General features: G+C 42.5%; 20 protein-coding genes. 18 read left to right on the forward strand and 2 right to left on the reverse strand.

Annotation, left to right across the window (positions count from 1 at the left end):
• Positions 1-169: 169 nt before the first annotated feature.
• The 18 genes from ACFOZZ_RS10050 to ACFOZZ_RS10135 all read left to right on the forward strand — a co-directional run bounded on the left by ACFOZZ_RS10050 (position 170) and on the right by ACFOZZ_RS10135 (position 12,970).
• The gene (locus ACFOZZ_RS10050; RefSeq protein ID WP_276996423.1) at positions 170-403 is read left to right on the forward strand and encodes a recombinase family protein; all 234 of its coding nucleotides are present in this window, start codon (positions 170-172) and stop codon (positions 401-403) included.
• A gap of 162 nt (positions 404-565) precedes the next feature.
• Positions 566-829, forward strand: a complete 264-nt coding sequence (locus ACFOZZ_RS10055) for a recombinase zinc beta ribbon domain-containing protein (RefSeq protein ID WP_376815187.1) — start codon at positions 566-568, stop codon at positions 827-829.
• Positions 830-843: 14 nt separating this feature from the next.
• Positions 844-1,032: a hypothetical protein gene (locus ACFOZZ_RS10060; protein WP_376815170.1), complete on the forward strand. Its 189-nt coding sequence runs from the start codon at positions 844-846 to the stop codon at positions 1,030-1,032.
• Positions 1,033-1,224, forward strand: coding sequence for a hypothetical protein (locus ACFOZZ_RS10065; protein WP_055234163.1), 192 nt, complete (start codon positions 1,033-1,035; stop codon positions 1,222-1,224).
• Between the two features lie 168 nt (positions 1,225-1,392).
• The gene (locus ACFOZZ_RS10070) at positions 1,393-1,620 is read left to right on the forward strand and encodes a helix-turn-helix domain-containing protein (protein ID WP_055234164.1); all 228 of its coding nucleotides are present in this window, start codon (positions 1,393-1,395) and stop codon (positions 1,618-1,620) included.
• 51 nt (positions 1,621-1,671) lie between these two features.
• Positions 1,672-2,025, forward strand: coding sequence for a hypothetical protein (locus ACFOZZ_RS10075; RefSeq protein WP_376815171.1), 354 nt, complete (start codon positions 1,672-1,674; stop codon positions 2,023-2,025).
• A gap of 21 nt (positions 2,026-2,046) precedes the next feature.
• Complete coding sequence (locus tag ACFOZZ_RS10080) at positions 2,047-5,670, forward strand: McrB family protein (protein WP_376815172.1); 3,624 nt, start codon at positions 2,047-2,049, stop codon at positions 5,668-5,670.
• Between the two features lie 14 nt (positions 5,671-5,684).
• Positions 5,685-7,004, forward strand: coding sequence for an McrC family protein (locus ACFOZZ_RS10085; protein ID WP_376815173.1), 1,320 nt, complete (start codon positions 5,685-5,687; stop codon positions 7,002-7,004).
• Between the two features lie 37 nt (positions 7,005-7,041).
• Positions 7,042-7,323: a hypothetical protein gene (locus ACFOZZ_RS10090; protein ID WP_376815174.1), complete on the forward strand. Its 282-nt coding sequence runs from the start codon at positions 7,042-7,044 to the stop codon at positions 7,321-7,323.
• Between the two features lie 851 nt (positions 7,324-8,174).
• A complete protein-coding gene (locus tag ACFOZZ_RS10095; protein WP_376815175.1) occupies positions 8,175-8,768 on the forward strand; it encodes a TetR/AcrR family transcriptional regulator in 594 nt (197 codons plus the stop codon).
• A 228-nt stretch (positions 8,769-8,996) separates the two neighbouring features.
• Complete coding sequence (locus tag ACFOZZ_RS10100; RefSeq protein ID WP_376815176.1) at positions 8,997-9,173, forward strand: hypothetical protein; 177 nt, start codon at positions 8,997-8,999, stop codon at positions 9,171-9,173.
• Between the two features lie 192 nt (positions 9,174-9,365).
• Positions 9,366-9,509: a hypothetical protein gene (locus ACFOZZ_RS10105; protein WP_376815177.1), complete on the forward strand. Its 144-nt coding sequence runs from the start codon at positions 9,366-9,368 to the stop codon at positions 9,507-9,509.
• A 200-nt stretch (positions 9,510-9,709) separates the two neighbouring features.
• The gene (locus ACFOZZ_RS10110) at positions 9,710-9,895 is read left to right on the forward strand and encodes a hypothetical protein (RefSeq protein ID WP_376815178.1); all 186 of its coding nucleotides are present in this window, start codon (positions 9,710-9,712) and stop codon (positions 9,893-9,895) included.
• Between the two features lie 70 nt (positions 9,896-9,965).
• A complete protein-coding gene (locus tag ACFOZZ_RS10115; RefSeq protein WP_376815179.1) occupies positions 9,966-10,793 on the forward strand; it encodes an alpha/beta fold hydrolase in 828 nt (275 codons plus the stop codon).
• Between the two features lie 40 nt (positions 10,794-10,833).
• Complete coding sequence (locus tag ACFOZZ_RS10120; RefSeq protein ID WP_376815180.1) at positions 10,834-11,733, forward strand: alpha/beta fold hydrolase; 900 nt, start codon at positions 10,834-10,836, stop codon at positions 11,731-11,733.
• A 514-nt stretch (positions 11,734-12,247) separates the two neighbouring features.
• Positions 12,248-12,370: a hypothetical protein gene (locus ACFOZZ_RS10125; RefSeq protein WP_376815181.1), complete on the forward strand. Its 123-nt coding sequence runs from the start codon at positions 12,248-12,250 to the stop codon at positions 12,368-12,370.
• Between the two features lie 65 nt (positions 12,371-12,435).
• On the forward strand, positions 12,436-12,726 hold the full coding sequence (locus ACFOZZ_RS10130; protein WP_376815182.1) for a GNAT family N-acetyltransferase: 291 nt from the start codon (positions 12,436-12,438) through the stop codon (positions 12,724-12,726).
• Between the two features lie 58 nt (positions 12,727-12,784).
• A complete protein-coding gene (locus ACFOZZ_RS10135; protein ID WP_376815183.1) occupies positions 12,785-12,970 on the forward strand; it encodes a hypothetical protein in 186 nt (61 codons plus the stop codon).
• Positions 12,971-12,974: 4 nt separating this feature from the next.
• Here ACFOZZ_RS10135 and ACFOZZ_RS10140 read toward each other — a convergent pair whose 3' ends face one another.
• Both ACFOZZ_RS10140 and ACFOZZ_RS10145 read right to left on the reverse strand, forming a co-directional pair.
• A complete protein-coding gene (locus ACFOZZ_RS10140) occupies positions 12,975-13,865 on the reverse strand; it encodes a DUF2800 domain-containing protein (RefSeq protein ID WP_376815184.1) in 891 nt (296 codons plus the stop codon).
• Positions 13,858-14,178, reverse strand: a complete 321-nt coding sequence (locus ACFOZZ_RS10145; RefSeq protein ID WP_376815185.1) for a hypothetical protein — start codon at positions 14,176-14,178, stop codon at positions 13,858-13,860. Before ACFOZZ_RS10145 ends, ACFOZZ_RS10140 begins: the two co-directional genes overlap by 8 nt.
• Positions 14,179-14,308: the final 130 nt, after the last annotated feature.

Consider the following 14,308-nt stretch of genomic DNA (forward strand, 5'->3'; position numbering starts at 1 on the left):
ATCGTTAAACGGTAGAAAGGAACCCGGAGAAGCCTTTAGTTTTATCAATGTTATCATTCACATGGAAACATATCCGGAATGGAGGGTTGACACTAGGGGATTGATAACAAGGTAAGTGAACCCTAAAATGTGTTCATATTTTCAGGTAAATATTGCAATTTTCAACTAAATGGTTTATGGAAAGGTCCAGGTCAACCATAACCATTTTCTTGGATACACGAAGGATAAAGAAGGAAACCTTATTATTGATGAAGACGAAGCGGTTATTATTCGACGCATCTTTAGAGAGTACCTTGAAGGAGCTAGCTTCAGAGACATTGCAAATGGACTTGAACGAGACAAGATTAAGACCGGTGGCAAGAGATACAAATGGCACTTTAGTACAATTCAGGGCTTTCTGTAGAATGAAAAATACATGGGGGATGCATTGCTTCAAAAGACTATCACGACAGACTTCATTGAGAAGACCAGAATCAAGAATGATGGTTCCGCACCTCAGTACTATGTAAAAGATAGCCAGGAAGCGATTATTCCAAGAGACATTTTTACACAGGTTCAGGAAGAAATGGTTAGACGCGCCAATAGGGTGAGTGGCATCGAAGGAAAGAAGAAGCGAGTCTATTCCAGTAAGTACACTCTTTCGAATGTTTGCACCTGCTCAAGGTGTGGAGACATCTACAGACGAATCGCCTGGAATAATCGAGGTAAGAGATCGAATGTATGGAGATGCTGTACCAGGGTGGAAGACGGACCGAAAGCCTGTGATGCACCTACGGTTCAGGACCAGAACTTCAGGAAGCAACGGTCAAAGCGATTAACCTTATGGTAAGATGTTCATCTTCCATGAAGGAAATACTGACAGAGAACATTACACTTGCGATGGCAGATGATAATTCGGGAGAGCTGGAAGAGATCAATGCGGTTCTTGCAGCTAAGCAGAAGGAACTGGTGAAGCTGGCGCATGCAAACAAGGATTACACTTCCTTGACAAATGAGATAGACAGGATTCGAGAAAAGAAGCAGAGGATCTAGGTGACAAAGGCAGAAATTGCAGGGTATAAGAAAAAGATTGAAGAACTAAAAGACTTCATCAATGAATCAGGGGATGAGTTAACAGAGTATGATGAGTCTCTGGTTCGAAAATACATCAAAGAGATCAGAATATTTGATGACAAATTCCAGGTTTTCTTTAAAGCCGGTGTGGATGTAGAAATTGCAAGATAAGATAGCGGATTACGGCAGTAGGGTTTAGGCTCTGCTGTTTTTGTCGTTTATAAGGCTGAGATTATGAACCGACTGTAAATATTGAAAATATCAACCATTTGGTTTATAATATATTTTAGCGTTAGTGTAGCCTCAGGTGACTGAGCTTCAACTGGAAAAGGTGAGATTATGAACACTTCAAATTTGATTAAAAACTTGTGTAAAGAAAAAGGAATAAGTGTTGCAGAGTTAGCACGCAGGATCGGACAGACACCACAGAATTTCAATAAGAAATTAAAAAGAGAAACGGTAAGCACTGAAGAGCTCATGCTAATTGCTAATGAGCTAGGTGTTATTTTTGAGCAGTCATATATTCTCGAAAATGGAGACAAGCTGACAATTTCGAATGAGTCCTAAATAAAGGACACCCACTTTGGTACAATTAGAATCGGGAAGGAGGATCTAGTTATGGTGACCTTTTGTTTAAAAGAAGAAACTGCAAAATACATCATTTACTTGTACTATCCCGAAGGAAATGAAAGTCAGAAACCGGGTGTTATTGTTGTGGATAAAGAAAAAGAGGAAATAGACATTACTGAAGTCTCTGAGAATGTTATCGAAAGAGATATTCAACCGGAAGAGTTGAATGAGCTTGCAATAACAATTAATGAAATGAAAAAAGAAAGCGGCGATACAGATTATGTGGAACTTGCTGTTGAACCAGAACATAGTATTTATTATGGCGACCATGCAGTAAGAGAGATATGCAAGTATTTAGTAAAGGGTGAAGTACCTAAGAAAGGTATGCAGGCCTGGTATTAAAGGGTCATTGGAGATGTGAACATGGATTGGTCTAAAGTAAAGAAAGAGCACGTCAATCAGGCGATAAAAAAGTTCATAGAAGAAAAACCGGAGCATCCGGAGCCGCGTTCATATTATCTGATATATGAAGGTGAGAAACTTCCGTCAAAGTATATTCGCGGGATGGCTTATTCAATTGCTACCGGAGAAGAATTCTCTCTCAGCGGATTTAGTGGAGGAACAGAGACTGTCAATTTCTTTAAGAAATATGGCTATACAGTTGAACAGGTATCCAATGATGATACTGAGGATAAATACAGTGTTAATGATGCGCTTTGGATTGCAGCTGCGTTATTAGCAGCGGAACAGTATACAGTGAATCCGAATGCAACTCGTGAAGACATGTTCTTCAAGCAGTCGGATATAGTAAAAAAAGCTCAATCATTGATAACAAGTAAAGTTGATTCTGCAAGAGTGTCATGGTGGGTTAATGCTGATAATGAAAAGCATACTCAAAATTATTTACGTGCAGATTCATTGCAAGATACTACAGCGAGAAGACTTTCAATGATGGATGAATTTCCTGACAAAACATATCCTAAAGGATTAAGTATGTCAGATGAATTTGATATAAATGGACTCCAAATGACAATGGAAGAATTGTTCTTCTTTGTTAAGGAGCAGTACCCAGAGGTGATCAATAAAATGCAAACAGTAGATATCAATTATATAGGCGTATTGGACTATTTGGCAAATAATCAGGAAATCCCTTATTCCAATCCTGAAGCACCTGGATTAGCGCAGGATGAGAAGGAAAGATTACTGAAAGTTAAAGAAAAGGGCCAGGCGGCTGTTGCTGAAATAAAAAAGGTGGCGGCACGTTGTTCCGAATTGTATGGCCTTGATGAGTGTCTGCCAGTTGCATGGCTTGATGGATCGAACACGAAAACAAGAAAGTATCTCTGTGCACAGTTGAAATACAAGGATTACGCGACTAACCCTACAAGCGTTTCATTATTTGTTGAAAAGAATAATGGAGTTACCAGATACCGTATCAGTTTGGAAATTAAGAACGACGGTACTGATAAGAAAACGATGGCTACATACCATTCTCATTTGGTTATACCGAAGGAAGATGGAATGGTCTATGTGTCAGGCAGCAATGAATGGGGAAATCCATCTGTCATCACAGATACAGTCGATGTAATCAAAGCGAAGATCGATTCTGGTGAGATTCGTAAAGTCCAGCTCTGTGTTTATGTTGAATCAACAGATGGCAAGACAAATGAGCAGTATGATGCGGATGTAATGGCTGCCGTAAAGAAGATCATTCCTTACTACGAACACGTTATTGGAAAGGCAGTTTCAGTTCCTTCAACTGGCCGCGCATGGCTATTAACATGGAATCCTGCAAACTGGGATTGGGCTAATTATAAGGCATGGTGTAAAGAAACAAAGCTCGGAAATAAGTTTGTTGAACCTTGGACTTGTGCAAGTAAACAACCTGCGGTTGGTGATGAGATTTTCTTAATTAAGACTGGTTCAAAACCTAGAGGAATTCTTGCTCATGGATATGTAGCGAAGGGTGCGTATGAAGCAGATCACTATGATCCTGAAAAGGCTGCAGCAGGAGTTAAATCCAATCATATAGATGCAGAATATGACTGGATTCAAGATTATGATATAGAACCAATGTTGATGCAGGAGAACCTTAAAATTAAGCTTCCTGACCAGCAGTGGAGCCCAATGGAATCTGGTATTGAGATTAAATCAAGTGTTCTGCCAGAGTTGAAAAAGATGTGGTTAGAGCTTATAGGCAAGAAAGCTGAAGAGATTACTTACTGCCCAAGCTTAGAAGAATATGACCCAGGAATCACAAAGGAAAAATGGGTAGAATTGCTAAACGATCCGGATGTTGCAAATGAAAATAACCTCAGAATGTTTAAGATGATGCTTGAATTAGAAGGAGAGTCTACATGTGCTAATCTTGCTGAAATCTATGGTGGTTCAGCTGGTTCATATAACAACTGGGGTCGTATCTTTGGTGAAAGAGTACATAGAAAGACAAATTGTCCGTTGTGCGTTGATGGTGATCGTCAGCGTTATTACACAATTCCGTTTGTCGGAAGATACGTGGTTGAAAAGGGGAAGCGTAGATACTCTTGGAAATTTAGAAGTGAATTAGATGAGGCGTTAAAGGAAATGGATTTATCTCATATTGATCTTACAACACAGGAAGAATCAGTAATTGCATACGATAAAAATATGATCCTGTATGGCCCTCCTGGAACAGGTAAAACATACAGCACTGCAATTTACGCTGTGGCTATCTGTGATCAGCTTGATCTGGATAGTGTAAAGGCTATGGAGTATGACAAAGTGATGATTCGTTATCGTGAGTTGTTAGCAGCGGGTCGAGTAGCGTTTACTACCTTCCATCAGTCTTATGGATATGAAGAGTTTATTGAGGGCATCAAACCTGTTTTAGATGGTGGCTCAGATATTGGATATACCATTGAAGATGGTGTGTTTAAAAATTTCTGCGTCGATGCACGCATGCCAGAAAATAATGATATTCAATGCTTTGGCGATTTGTGGGCAGTTAGAAGTAGAGCTGGAGATTCAGATGTACCTTTTGACTATGAAGAGTATCTCTATAAGAATGGCGTAATCATGGTAGAAACGAATGATGAATATGACAGACGTCAGTGCAACATGATTTCAAGAATGAAAAAGGGAGATTGGGTTGTACTGGGAAGAGATTACAAGATCGCAGCACTGGGTGTAATTGATGATGAAGAAGTATCAGAGATCGATTGTGAACCGTTCCATTGGAAACGTAAGGTCAATTGGTTAGTAACAGGCTTGTCAGCCACTTTCTCTGATATTGGTATCGTTAGTGGATGTTTCTCAAATTTTGCCATCGCAAAATTAAAACATAAAGTTCAGAATTTCTACAAGTTGATTAAGACTGAAAAGAAAAAAGCGAAACCGTACGTATTTGTTATTGATGAAATCAACAGAGGTAATATTTCTAAGATCTTCGGTGAGCTTATTACATTGATTGAAGATACAAAACGTGAAGGTATGGATGAGCAGGCAGCAGTAGTGCTTCCTTATTCAGGTGAATCATTCAGCGTTCCTGCTAATGTGTATATCCTTGGAACCATGAATACGGCAGACCGTTCTATCGCACTGATGGATACAGCCCTTCGCAGAAGATTTCAGTTCTTAGAAATGATGCCGGATGCAGACGTTCTTAGGGATATTGGTGCAGATAAGGTAGACGATCTTGATGTTGCAGCAATGCTTGAAAAGATTAATGAACGTATTACTTTCCTCTATGATAGAGAGCATACGATTGGTCATGCGTTCTTTACAAAGCTTGCAAAAGAGCCAACCATTGAAACCTTAAAGGCAATCTTTGAGAAATCTGTCATTCCACTTCTTCAGGAATATTTCTATGAGGATTACCAGAAGATTCAGTTAGTTCTTGGCGACAATGGAAAGACAGACCCTTCAATAAAGTTCATTCTTGATGAAGAGGTAAAGGTTAAAAATATCTTCAAGGGAAATGCAGATGATGTTGTAGATCTTCCAGATAAGAAATACACCATCAATGCTGATGCATTTGATAACCTTGAAAGTTACAAACAGATTATTTAAAGCGTGGTGAGATAATGGATAAATTGCTTGAGGTGAGAGAGTTTGATACGATCACCGGAAATGCCGACTTTGAAAATGATGAAAAATATAAATATCTTGATGCAGCGGCCTTCCATGACCTTGTGGAATTTATCCATGAATTCTCAGGAGATGAAGAAAATGCTGATGCATTGGACTTCATGCGCATTTCTTATAAACGTAATGTTGGTGATGTCGTAACTATCAAAAATTACGTCGGCCTGATCCAGATGAATAATGGTTATCAGGTACAGGTGCTTCCTAAGATTAGCTTTGATTCTGGTGAAGACGCCGGAAACAAAGAAACAAAGAGAATATTCCTGAAGATGCTAAAAAGCATGAAGGACTTTCCGAGTAAGGTGTTTAATGATGCGAGCCTGAAAGTAGATTGCATGAATCTCTATGAGATTTTTATAAACATGTATCTGCAGGAAGTACGACAGCTGATTAAGCGTGGAATTACATCTGCATATGTTGGGCAGGAAGACAACCTTAAATTCTATAAGGGAAAACTTCTGACAAGCCAGCATATTAAGACTAATATAGCTCATAAGGAGAGATTCTATGTAGCCTATGATGAATTCCATCCTAATAGACCAGAGAACAAACTGGTAAAAGCGACATTACTTAAATTACAGAAGTTGACAACGAGTGCTGAAAACTCAAAAGAGATCAGACAGTTGTTAACGGCATTTGAAATGGTGGATCCATCTACGAATTATACGAAGGATTTTTCACAGGTGAAAATTGATAGAAATACGAAAGACTATGAAATGCTTATGCAGTGGTCTAAGGTATTTCTTCTGAATAAATCTTTTACAACATTCTCTGGAAAGAATACATCAAGAGCATTGTTATTCCCAATGGAGAGTGTATATGAAAGCTACGTGGCGCAACAGATGAAGAAGGTGTTAGGACCGGCAGGCTGGGAAGTGTCAAGCCAGGATAAAGGGTACTATTTGTTCATGGAGCCAAGACGCCAGTTTGCGCTAAGGCCAGATATCGTTTGTAAGCGTGGAGATAGAACAGTCATCATGGATACAAAATGGAAAAGCCTCATCAATAGCGAAAGCGCCAACTATGGTATTTCTCAGAACGATATGTATCAGATGTATGCGTACTCAAAGAAATATAAAACATCAGAGATTTGGCTTCTTTATCCATTGAATGATGAGATGCGTGATCGTGCTGATATAGAATTTGAATCCGGTGATGACACAACGGTAAGACTACATTTTGTCGATCTGACGCGTATGCCAGAAACACTGGAAGAATTAAAGGATAAGCTAGATGGGACTGCTGAAGCAGAACATTGAGTCTACGGTGTTCGGAGACCTGGAAGAGAGATTAGCAATGGCAGATAAAGAACTTGCTGACCTGCAGGCGCAGATGATTGCGATGTCCGGCGACGATGCGATGGTCGATGCCCTTGGGGAGCAGATTGATGGATTAAGGGCAGAACGCCAGAGCATCCTCACAGAAGCGGCAGACCGCAGTGACCTGCAGGAGCTAATGAACGATATGATCAGATTCCTGGATGAAATGCCGACAATGTTAACAGAGTACAACGATGCCATCACCAGAAGGCTAGTGGAGAAGATTATGATTTACGATGAAAAGATTGTGTTGAGCTAAAATCCGGGCTTCAAATGGAAGTGGAAGCGTAAACAGAATATGGATATGAGGGGATACCCGGAGCCGACTTTAAAGGTTGGTTCCGGGTTATTATATGTTTTGCTGGAAGTTTAACTCATGCGTATGTGGTTTTTTCTATTTTGAGACGAGGATGGTAATAATTAAACTATTTTACCGAAAAGTAGTATGACATCTTTAAGCACAATCTTGTTTCCGGAAGCTTTATCCCTCCGGCAGATATTCGCCAACTTAGGCATTTGGTACGCTATCGTTGGAAGCTCACCAACTTCACTACCGGCGAGAGAAACCGAGCACAGAACTGCCTGACCGTCTCCGATATTAAGCTGGTTGATGTATTTTCGGACGTGTTTGGAAAGGCCGCTTCTACAATTACGAAACGGCTTCTTGAAAATCCAATCGAGAAAATTACAGATGTTTCTGTTTTCCGAACGAAGGTAATGAAAGCTACGGACGAGGACGTCCTTGCTGCTGTAGACGGAGAGATGTGTACCGAACAAGCTGAAATACTCCGCATCATCCGCTCTCACATGGACAGCCTTGAAATGTGCAAGGCCATCTGGAGTCGCTGATTCTGACAACTGAGGAGAAGTATCTTCCTCAACTCAACCTTGTTATGACAGTGCCGGGTATCCAATCCTTTGCCGCTATTGTTGCATAGATGAGAGATGGTTGCAAGGCGATGGTTGGTTTGACGGTTACTCAAGAAGTAGGGTTCAGGTAGGAGTTGATTTAAAAAATCATTTAGGGTGCTTGACAAAGCTCTAAATCGAATCTATTATATAAATTGATTTATATAAAATAATTCATGTAATCTGGGGGAGGAAACTAAAATGGCAAGAAAAACGCAGATTTCCAAAGAAGTAATTTTAGAAGCGGCATTAAAAATGCTGATCCGTGATGGTTATTCCGCAATCAATATCAAGACCTTATCAAAGGAAATTGGCTGCTCTACACAGCCCCTGGTATGGCACTTTGATAACATGGAGGGACTCCGTAAGGCGTTAGCCGATTACGCGCTGAAATACGCCAACAACAAAATGTGCCCCTCAGCCAGTGAGTCAGTCAATGCTTTTGAGCAGGTAGGACAAGCCTATATAAAAATGGCGTTGTATGAACCTAATCTTTTTCAATTTGTATTTTTGAATGGAAGTGACTGCTATCCTGTGGGAGATTCTGATGTGATTCTTGACGATAAAGATAACCGTGAGCTGATCAAAATGATAGCGGCGGAATTTCAGATACCAGAGAAAAGCGCAGAGCAGTATGTTCGAAACACTGTAATATATACACATGGGATTGCATCCTTCTTAGCAACCGGTATGATGCACTTATCGGAAGGAGAAATCATGAGCATGATACATCAGGCAGGAAATAGTTTCCTCAAGCAGGCAGGAATTCCGGAGGATAGAATTCCTAATCCATGAAGCATATGGTGTAGTACAATGCGAAAAAGAGCTATTATTTGGAGTGTCTTGTTTGCGGCAGAGCTTTTAGCGGTACTGTTCCATATGAATATCAGCCGGTATTATTCCGATTTGACAGTGCGGTTGGTCTTTGGGAGCTTGCTGGCAGCAGTGGGCGAATTGGGCTGCTGCTGGAAGTTTTCAAAATAGTAAAATGAGCAAAAATTAAGCCGCAGGAGGATACATTATATGAATAAACGCATACGTCAATATATTGGGCTGTTTTCCGCGGTGTTAATGTACTATATCATACACGAAGGTGCGCATCTGATTTATGCGCCGTCTGTCGGAGTGTTCCGCCATATCAATTTTATGGGGCTTGGTGTGCAGATTGGAATATATGAGGAGCAGATGAGCAATCTCTAGTTGGGGATTTTCTGTCTGTCCGGTGCCGCTGAAACAATGGTTACGGCCTATGTACTGACTTTAACAGCGTCTCAGATCTGTAAAGCCGATTCCAAAATATTCAAAGCCTGCCTGTATTAAATCACGATCGCCATGCTGCTGATTGATCCATTGTATCTGAGCATATTGTGCGTTTTTTTCAGCGGAGGCGATATGAATGGAATTGCACTGCTGTTTCCTGAATGGGCTGTAAGAATCTTTTTTGGAGTAATGCTGGTAATCCATTGCCTGCTGTTTTGGAGAATTGTTTTACCAAGGTACAATAGAGCGTTTATGACAAGAGAGCCTGATGCTTAGACACGGGGCTTGCGGTGCGCGTAGTGTTTTTAAAGTGTAGGACACCGAAGGCACAGAGGTGTGCTTCTCACTCTGGCTATGGCACCAGGCATACTCTTCAGATCTATACAATAGACACAAATGTCTGAGGAAACGTACTATCCACGTGCGACGGTTGCGGTAGCATGGGAACAAAACCGAGAAAAGGAGACCACAAAAAAATGGACGCTTCAGAACAGAAATTGGGAAGCAGATTGCTAAAAGCATGGAAAAGAATTGTGATCGTGCTGGCGGTCGCCGCGTCTATCTTGGCGGCAGTCTTTCTGGCGAGCCGCTATGGGTGGAAGCTGCTTGGCTTCCGAGCCTGCCAGGGCGCAAGAATTGACCACCACCTTCTACGACACTGAGGATTGGGCGCAGCCCTATGCCCCCTCCTTGGGAGAGAAGGATTGGTGCAAAACGGGAGAGTGAGGAAGTATGAATGAGAGAACATATTCGACATCATTGGGCAAAATCCATTATTGGGTGCATCTGATTTCACCGGACGCAATAACGTTGGTGTTTTTGCCCGGTCTAACAGCGGATCATCGGTTGTTTGACAAACAAATCGTGTATTTTCAGGGGAAATACAATGTCCTTGTGTGGGACGCCCCCGGCCACGCCGCCTCCTGGCCCTTTGACTTTGACTTCGATTTGATGGACAAGGCGAGGTGGCTGGACGGAATTCTGGAGCAGGAGGGAATCACAAAACCAGTTATCGTGGGGCAGTCTATGGGAGGCTATGTGGGACAGGCGTATGCGCAAATTTACCCCGAAAAGCTGAAGGGCTTTGTTTCTATCGACTCCGCACCGCTTCAACGAAAGTATATGACAACGCCGGAGCTTTGGCTGCTGAAACGAATGGAGCCAGTCTATCGCCACTATCCGTGGAAGGCCCTCTTAAAGTCTGGGACAAAGGGCGTTGCCCTGACGGAATACGGAAGGAACCTAATGTGGGACATGATGATGGTGTATGATGGCGACCAGAAGCGCTACGCAAAGATTGCCGGTCACGGCTTCCGAATCCTTGCCGAGGCGGTGGAGCGGGATTTGTCTTATGAAATCAAATGTCCCGCCCTGCTCATCTGCGGCGAACAGGACAAGGCGGGTTCTTGTGTTCGATACAACAAGGCGTGGCATGAGGACACCGGAATCCCCCTGGAATGGATCAAAGATGCCGGGCACAATTCCAACACCGACCAGCCGAAAATCGTAAACCAGCTGATCGAACAGCTGGCTCAGCGGGCGAAGTGTCTGGAGGTTTGATTTTACGAAATCAGTGACTGAAAAGAGAAGGTGAAAGCGAATGTGGAGTTACATAGTGGGGGGAGTATTCCTGGCTCTGGCAATTTACTTCCTTGTTCAGGGGATACGATGCGGCGCGGCGGTGAGAGAAAGCAAAAACCGTCTTGCCGCTTACAATGCCCAGACGGTGGCATTAAGCTACGGCGAAATAACCTATGTCGATTCGGGTGAGGGCGAGGTGATTTTATCCGTCCACGGCATTTTCGGCGGCTATGACCAGGCTTATGACACCTGTAAGGACTTTTGCTCCGACTATCGGATCATCGCTCCCTCACGGTTCGGATACCTGGGAAGCGACGTTTCCGGCGACGGAACGCCCGCCAGGCAGGCGGCGGCCTATGTGGAGCTGCTGGACAAGCTGGGCATTGACAAGGTTTACCTGCTGGCCACATCGGCAGGCGGCAGCGTCGCGATCCGATTTGCCCTTGATTATCCCCAGCGCGCGAAGGGTCTGATTTTATACTGCTCCGCCATGCCGCCTGTGGAGAAGCCGGAGAAATATGCCGAATATGCCGGGCCGCCTCCGTTCCTGTGCAACGATTACATCATGTTCCTGTTAAGCCCTATGTTTGAGCCGATCATGGGGATGGAGCCGTCCACCATTTACAGTATGCTGCCTATAAACGATAGAAAAGTCGGCGTGATATTGGACGCTTCCGTTACCAATCCCGATATGGCGAGGGACTTTGGGGAGTATCCGATTGAGGATTTACAGGTTCCCACGTTGATTTTCCACGCAAAGGATGATAAGCTGGCAAGCTACATCGAAACGGGGAAGGCGGTATCAAGATTCCCAAATTGCACGTTCATTTCCTTCGAAAGCGGTGGGCATTTGCTGACGGGACACGTAGAGGAAATCAAAGAAACGGTTTCCTGTTTTGTTGAAGACAGCTCGCATTGACAGAATTTCTTTTGGCACATTGCTGGGGAATGGGACAGGAGGCTCAAAATGAAAAGGAAAGACAGAATCGTACTGAAAACCGCTAGGGCAATGCTTGTGCTGCCGTTCTTTTTCGCATAAGGAGCAATCGTGGGGATCACGGGAATAGAGGGCATTCCCTCCGCGCTGATCAAGGGTGCTGTGATCTGGAGGCTTGTAATTATCACATTGGCGAAATTCCATCATCCGATACAAAGGAATCTCAAAGCTGGGATTTCGCAGTTCGGAAAAAGGGGCGGCAAAGAGAATGCTCTATTTTTCGCCGCTTTTGCTCATTGACCTTTCCCCTCTTACGGTGGGAATAAACTTTAACGGTGGTGCGGCATTGATTTTAGCAAACTTGTTTTTGACGCTTGGTATCGGTATAGCGGAGGAAATTTTCTTTTTGGGAATCATCTGCGGTCTGTGGCTGGGTACTTTACCATGCCGTGGATGTTTGGCTCGGCTTCTTATATACCCTCATGGAGGTATATAAGTGAGTATGGAGAAAAAGGCACCGTTTATGATTACGCAGGTGCGGCCGGAGGACGCCGCCGCCCTGCTGGACTATTTGAAATGCGTCGGTGGAGAGACGGACAATCTCAGCTTCGACCCGTAGGGCGTACCGCTGGATGTAGAGGCGGAAACGCAGTATCTGGCCGCGCAGGTCGTTCAAAGGACAATGTGCAGTATCTTGCCTGGGCGGACGGTCAAATCATCGGAGATGCCAGCCTGAACCGCAAGCCGAGGCGCATGAGCCATCGGGGCGAGTTCGTAATCAGCGTGCGAAAAGCCTATTGGGGCTGCGGGGGTGCCTCCGCGCTCATGGAAGCCGTTCTTGCGTTTGCTGTGGAAAAAGGCTTTGAGCAGATCAATCTGGAGGTCCGAAGCGACAATCTCCGCGCCATCCGGGTCTATGAGAAGTTCGTCTTCTGCAAGCTGTGTACCTTCCTGGCCTTCTTCAAGCTGATCTGATGAACCGGGACATGCCTAAGCAGTCATGAGAAGATTTTTTGAAAGAGGAGAAAATGAAATGAAAAAAATACTGAATAAACTTTTCATCATAGCAAGTTTAGGTTTGATCGTAGCGGGTGCAATCTTTCTATGCGTCAACTTTTTTGACGGAAATGAGACCACGACACCATTGGCAATCGCAGTAGTGTGTATATTGCTGTCAAACCTTTTTAATGTGATTCGGATGAATATGGATAAGAAATAGCAAATTAATCATGTTCAATCAAAACAAATCTGAATCCATCAAAGTGTGTACCAAATGAAGCTTTTGAAAGGGCATAGTTTTTAATATCTTTACCCCATTTAATGAGTTCATCGATGCGTGGAAGGATTGCACTGATTTCAAAATCATCTAGTGTATCTGGTATTTTGAAATCGTACTTAGCTAATTCCAGATTCATTTCAGCACGTTTTCTACAAGTAGCTTTTGCTTTACAGAACTTATAATGATTACCAGCCTTAAATTCACCTTTACCTTCATAGGCTAGTTGAGTTTTTGGTTTTAATACATTTTTAGCCCAATCAAATAAATCATCTTTAGTGACATAGCTTGTAGGGATGTTTTCACGACATGGTTGGAAGATTGTCATTTCAATCTGCTCGATATTATATAAATTATCAAAGGCTTCTAATGCACCTAAAGCGTAGCACAACACCTGTGTGTTCTCTTTGCTGTTAACTAGAACTCCAAGAGCATGTTTATAGTCAATAATATGAAGTACTTGATCAGCGACGATGACACAGTCATCAGCACCAAATCCATCTTTTACCCACTTTGTGAAGTCTAAGCGCTGTTCAATGAATATCAGAGCATCATCATAATACTCTTTAGCTTTTTCGTATTGCTCTAAGACGTAGTTGCAATATTCCTCAGCACAGTTTTGCATTTCTCCATTGTAATAGCTAAGTGTAATTGTAGGGTCTTTCACATTTCTACCTAATCCTTTTTCTACTAAATAAGCACAGAGTTCGTGGCAATCTGTACCTTCTTGTGCAAAGGAGGAAGGTTCATCTACTATCCCTTCACAGAGTTTTGCTGAAGGTGAACAATTAATCCAACAATCAGAGGAAGAGGCTGAAAGAAATGCATGTTTAACCATTAATAAGCGCCTCAGCTTCATTGACCACGCTTAAACAAGAGGCTCCAAGGTCACTAAGTAATTGTTTGGCTTCCATCTTTTTGCCACTTGCAGCAAGTGTTGCCATAATGCCACGAACTTCTTGGAAGCTATATGGTTTAACAGTAAGAGGGACTTCCTTTACTGCTGGTTCTTTAATTTCTTTATTAGAGTTAGAAGCAGATGTTTCTTTCTTTAAAATCAAATCTTTTAATTTATTCGCTGCATTAAGCATATTCTGAGGTGCAGTAACTAAATCGTTAAGAGTGCATTTTAATTCTGACATATTACTCATGTCTGTTTTCCTCACTTTCATTTTTATTTTCAGTATTTTGTCTTAGTTTATTTGCCAGTCGGAGGTGCGGACAATTTCTTGGACCAAAGATGATGCAATGGAGGAAAATATATGGCATATACGGAACAAG

The organism is Catenibacterium sp. GCM10023432 (genome assembly GCF_042651925.1).
GTDB lineage: Bacteria > Bacillota_I > Bacilli_A > Erysipelotrichales > Coprobacillaceae > Catenibacterium > Catenibacterium mitsuoka.

Bases quoted from the DNA above. Each gene is read 5' to 3' on its own strand.
- ACFOZZ_RS10050 (WP_276996423.1), top strand. From the start codon at position 170: ATGGTTTATGGAAAGGTCCAGGTCAACCATAACCATTTTCTTGGATAC.
- ACFOZZ_RS10055 (WP_376815187.1), top strand. From the start codon at position 566: ATGGTTAGACGCGCCAATAGGGTGAGTGGCATCGAAGGAAAGAAGAAG.
- ACFOZZ_RS10060 (WP_376815170.1), top strand. From the start codon at position 844: ATGAAGGAAATACTGACAGAGAACATTACACTTGCGATGGCAGATGAT.
- ACFOZZ_RS10070 (WP_055234164.1), top strand. From the start codon at position 1,393: ATGAACACTTCAAATTTGATTAAAAACTTGTGTAAAGAAAAAGGAATA.
- ACFOZZ_RS10075 (WP_376815171.1), top strand. From the start codon at position 1,672: ATGGTGACCTTTTGTTTAAAAGAAGAAACTGCAAAATACATCATTTAC.
- ACFOZZ_RS10080 (WP_376815172.1), top strand. From the start codon at position 2,047: ATGGATTGGTCTAAAGTAAAGAAAGAGCACGTCAATCAGGCGATAAAA.
- ACFOZZ_RS10085 (WP_376815173.1), top strand. From the start codon at position 5,685: ATGGATAAATTGCTTGAGGTGAGAGAGTTTGATACGATCACCGGAAAT.
- ACFOZZ_RS10090 (WP_376815174.1), top strand. From the start codon at position 7,042: ATGGCAGATAAAGAACTTGCTGACCTGCAGGCGCAGATGATTGCGATG.
- ACFOZZ_RS10095 (WP_376815175.1), top strand. From the start codon at position 8,175: ATGGCAAGAAAAACGCAGATTTCCAAAGAAGTAATTTTAGAAGCGGCA.
- ACFOZZ_RS10100 (WP_376815176.1), top strand. From the start codon at position 8,997: ATGAATAAACGCATACGTCAATATATTGGGCTGTTTTCCGCGGTGTTA.
- ACFOZZ_RS10105 (WP_376815177.1), top strand. From the start codon at position 9,366: ATGAATGGAATTGCACTGCTGTTTCCTGAATGGGCTGTAAGAATCTTT.
- ACFOZZ_RS10110 (WP_376815178.1), top strand. From the start codon at position 9,710: ATGGACGCTTCAGAACAGAAATTGGGAAGCAGATTGCTAAAAGCATGG.
- ACFOZZ_RS10115 (WP_376815179.1), top strand. From the start codon at position 9,966: ATGAATGAGAGAACATATTCGACATCATTGGGCAAAATCCATTATTGG.
- ACFOZZ_RS10120 (WP_376815180.1), top strand. From the start codon at position 10,834: ATGTGGAGTTACATAGTGGGGGGAGTATTCCTGGCTCTGGCAATTTAC.
- ACFOZZ_RS10135 (WP_376815183.1), top strand. From the start codon at position 12,785: ATGAAAAAAATACTGAATAAACTTTTCATCATAGCAAGTTTAGGTTTG.
- ACFOZZ_RS10140 (WP_376815184.1), bottom strand. From the start codon at position 13,865: ATGGTTAAACATGCATTTCTTTCAGCCTCTTCCTCTGATTGTTGGATT.
- ACFOZZ_RS10145 (WP_376815185.1), bottom strand. From the start codon at position 14,178: ATGAGTAATATGTCAGAATTAAAATGCACTCTTAACGATTTAGTTACT.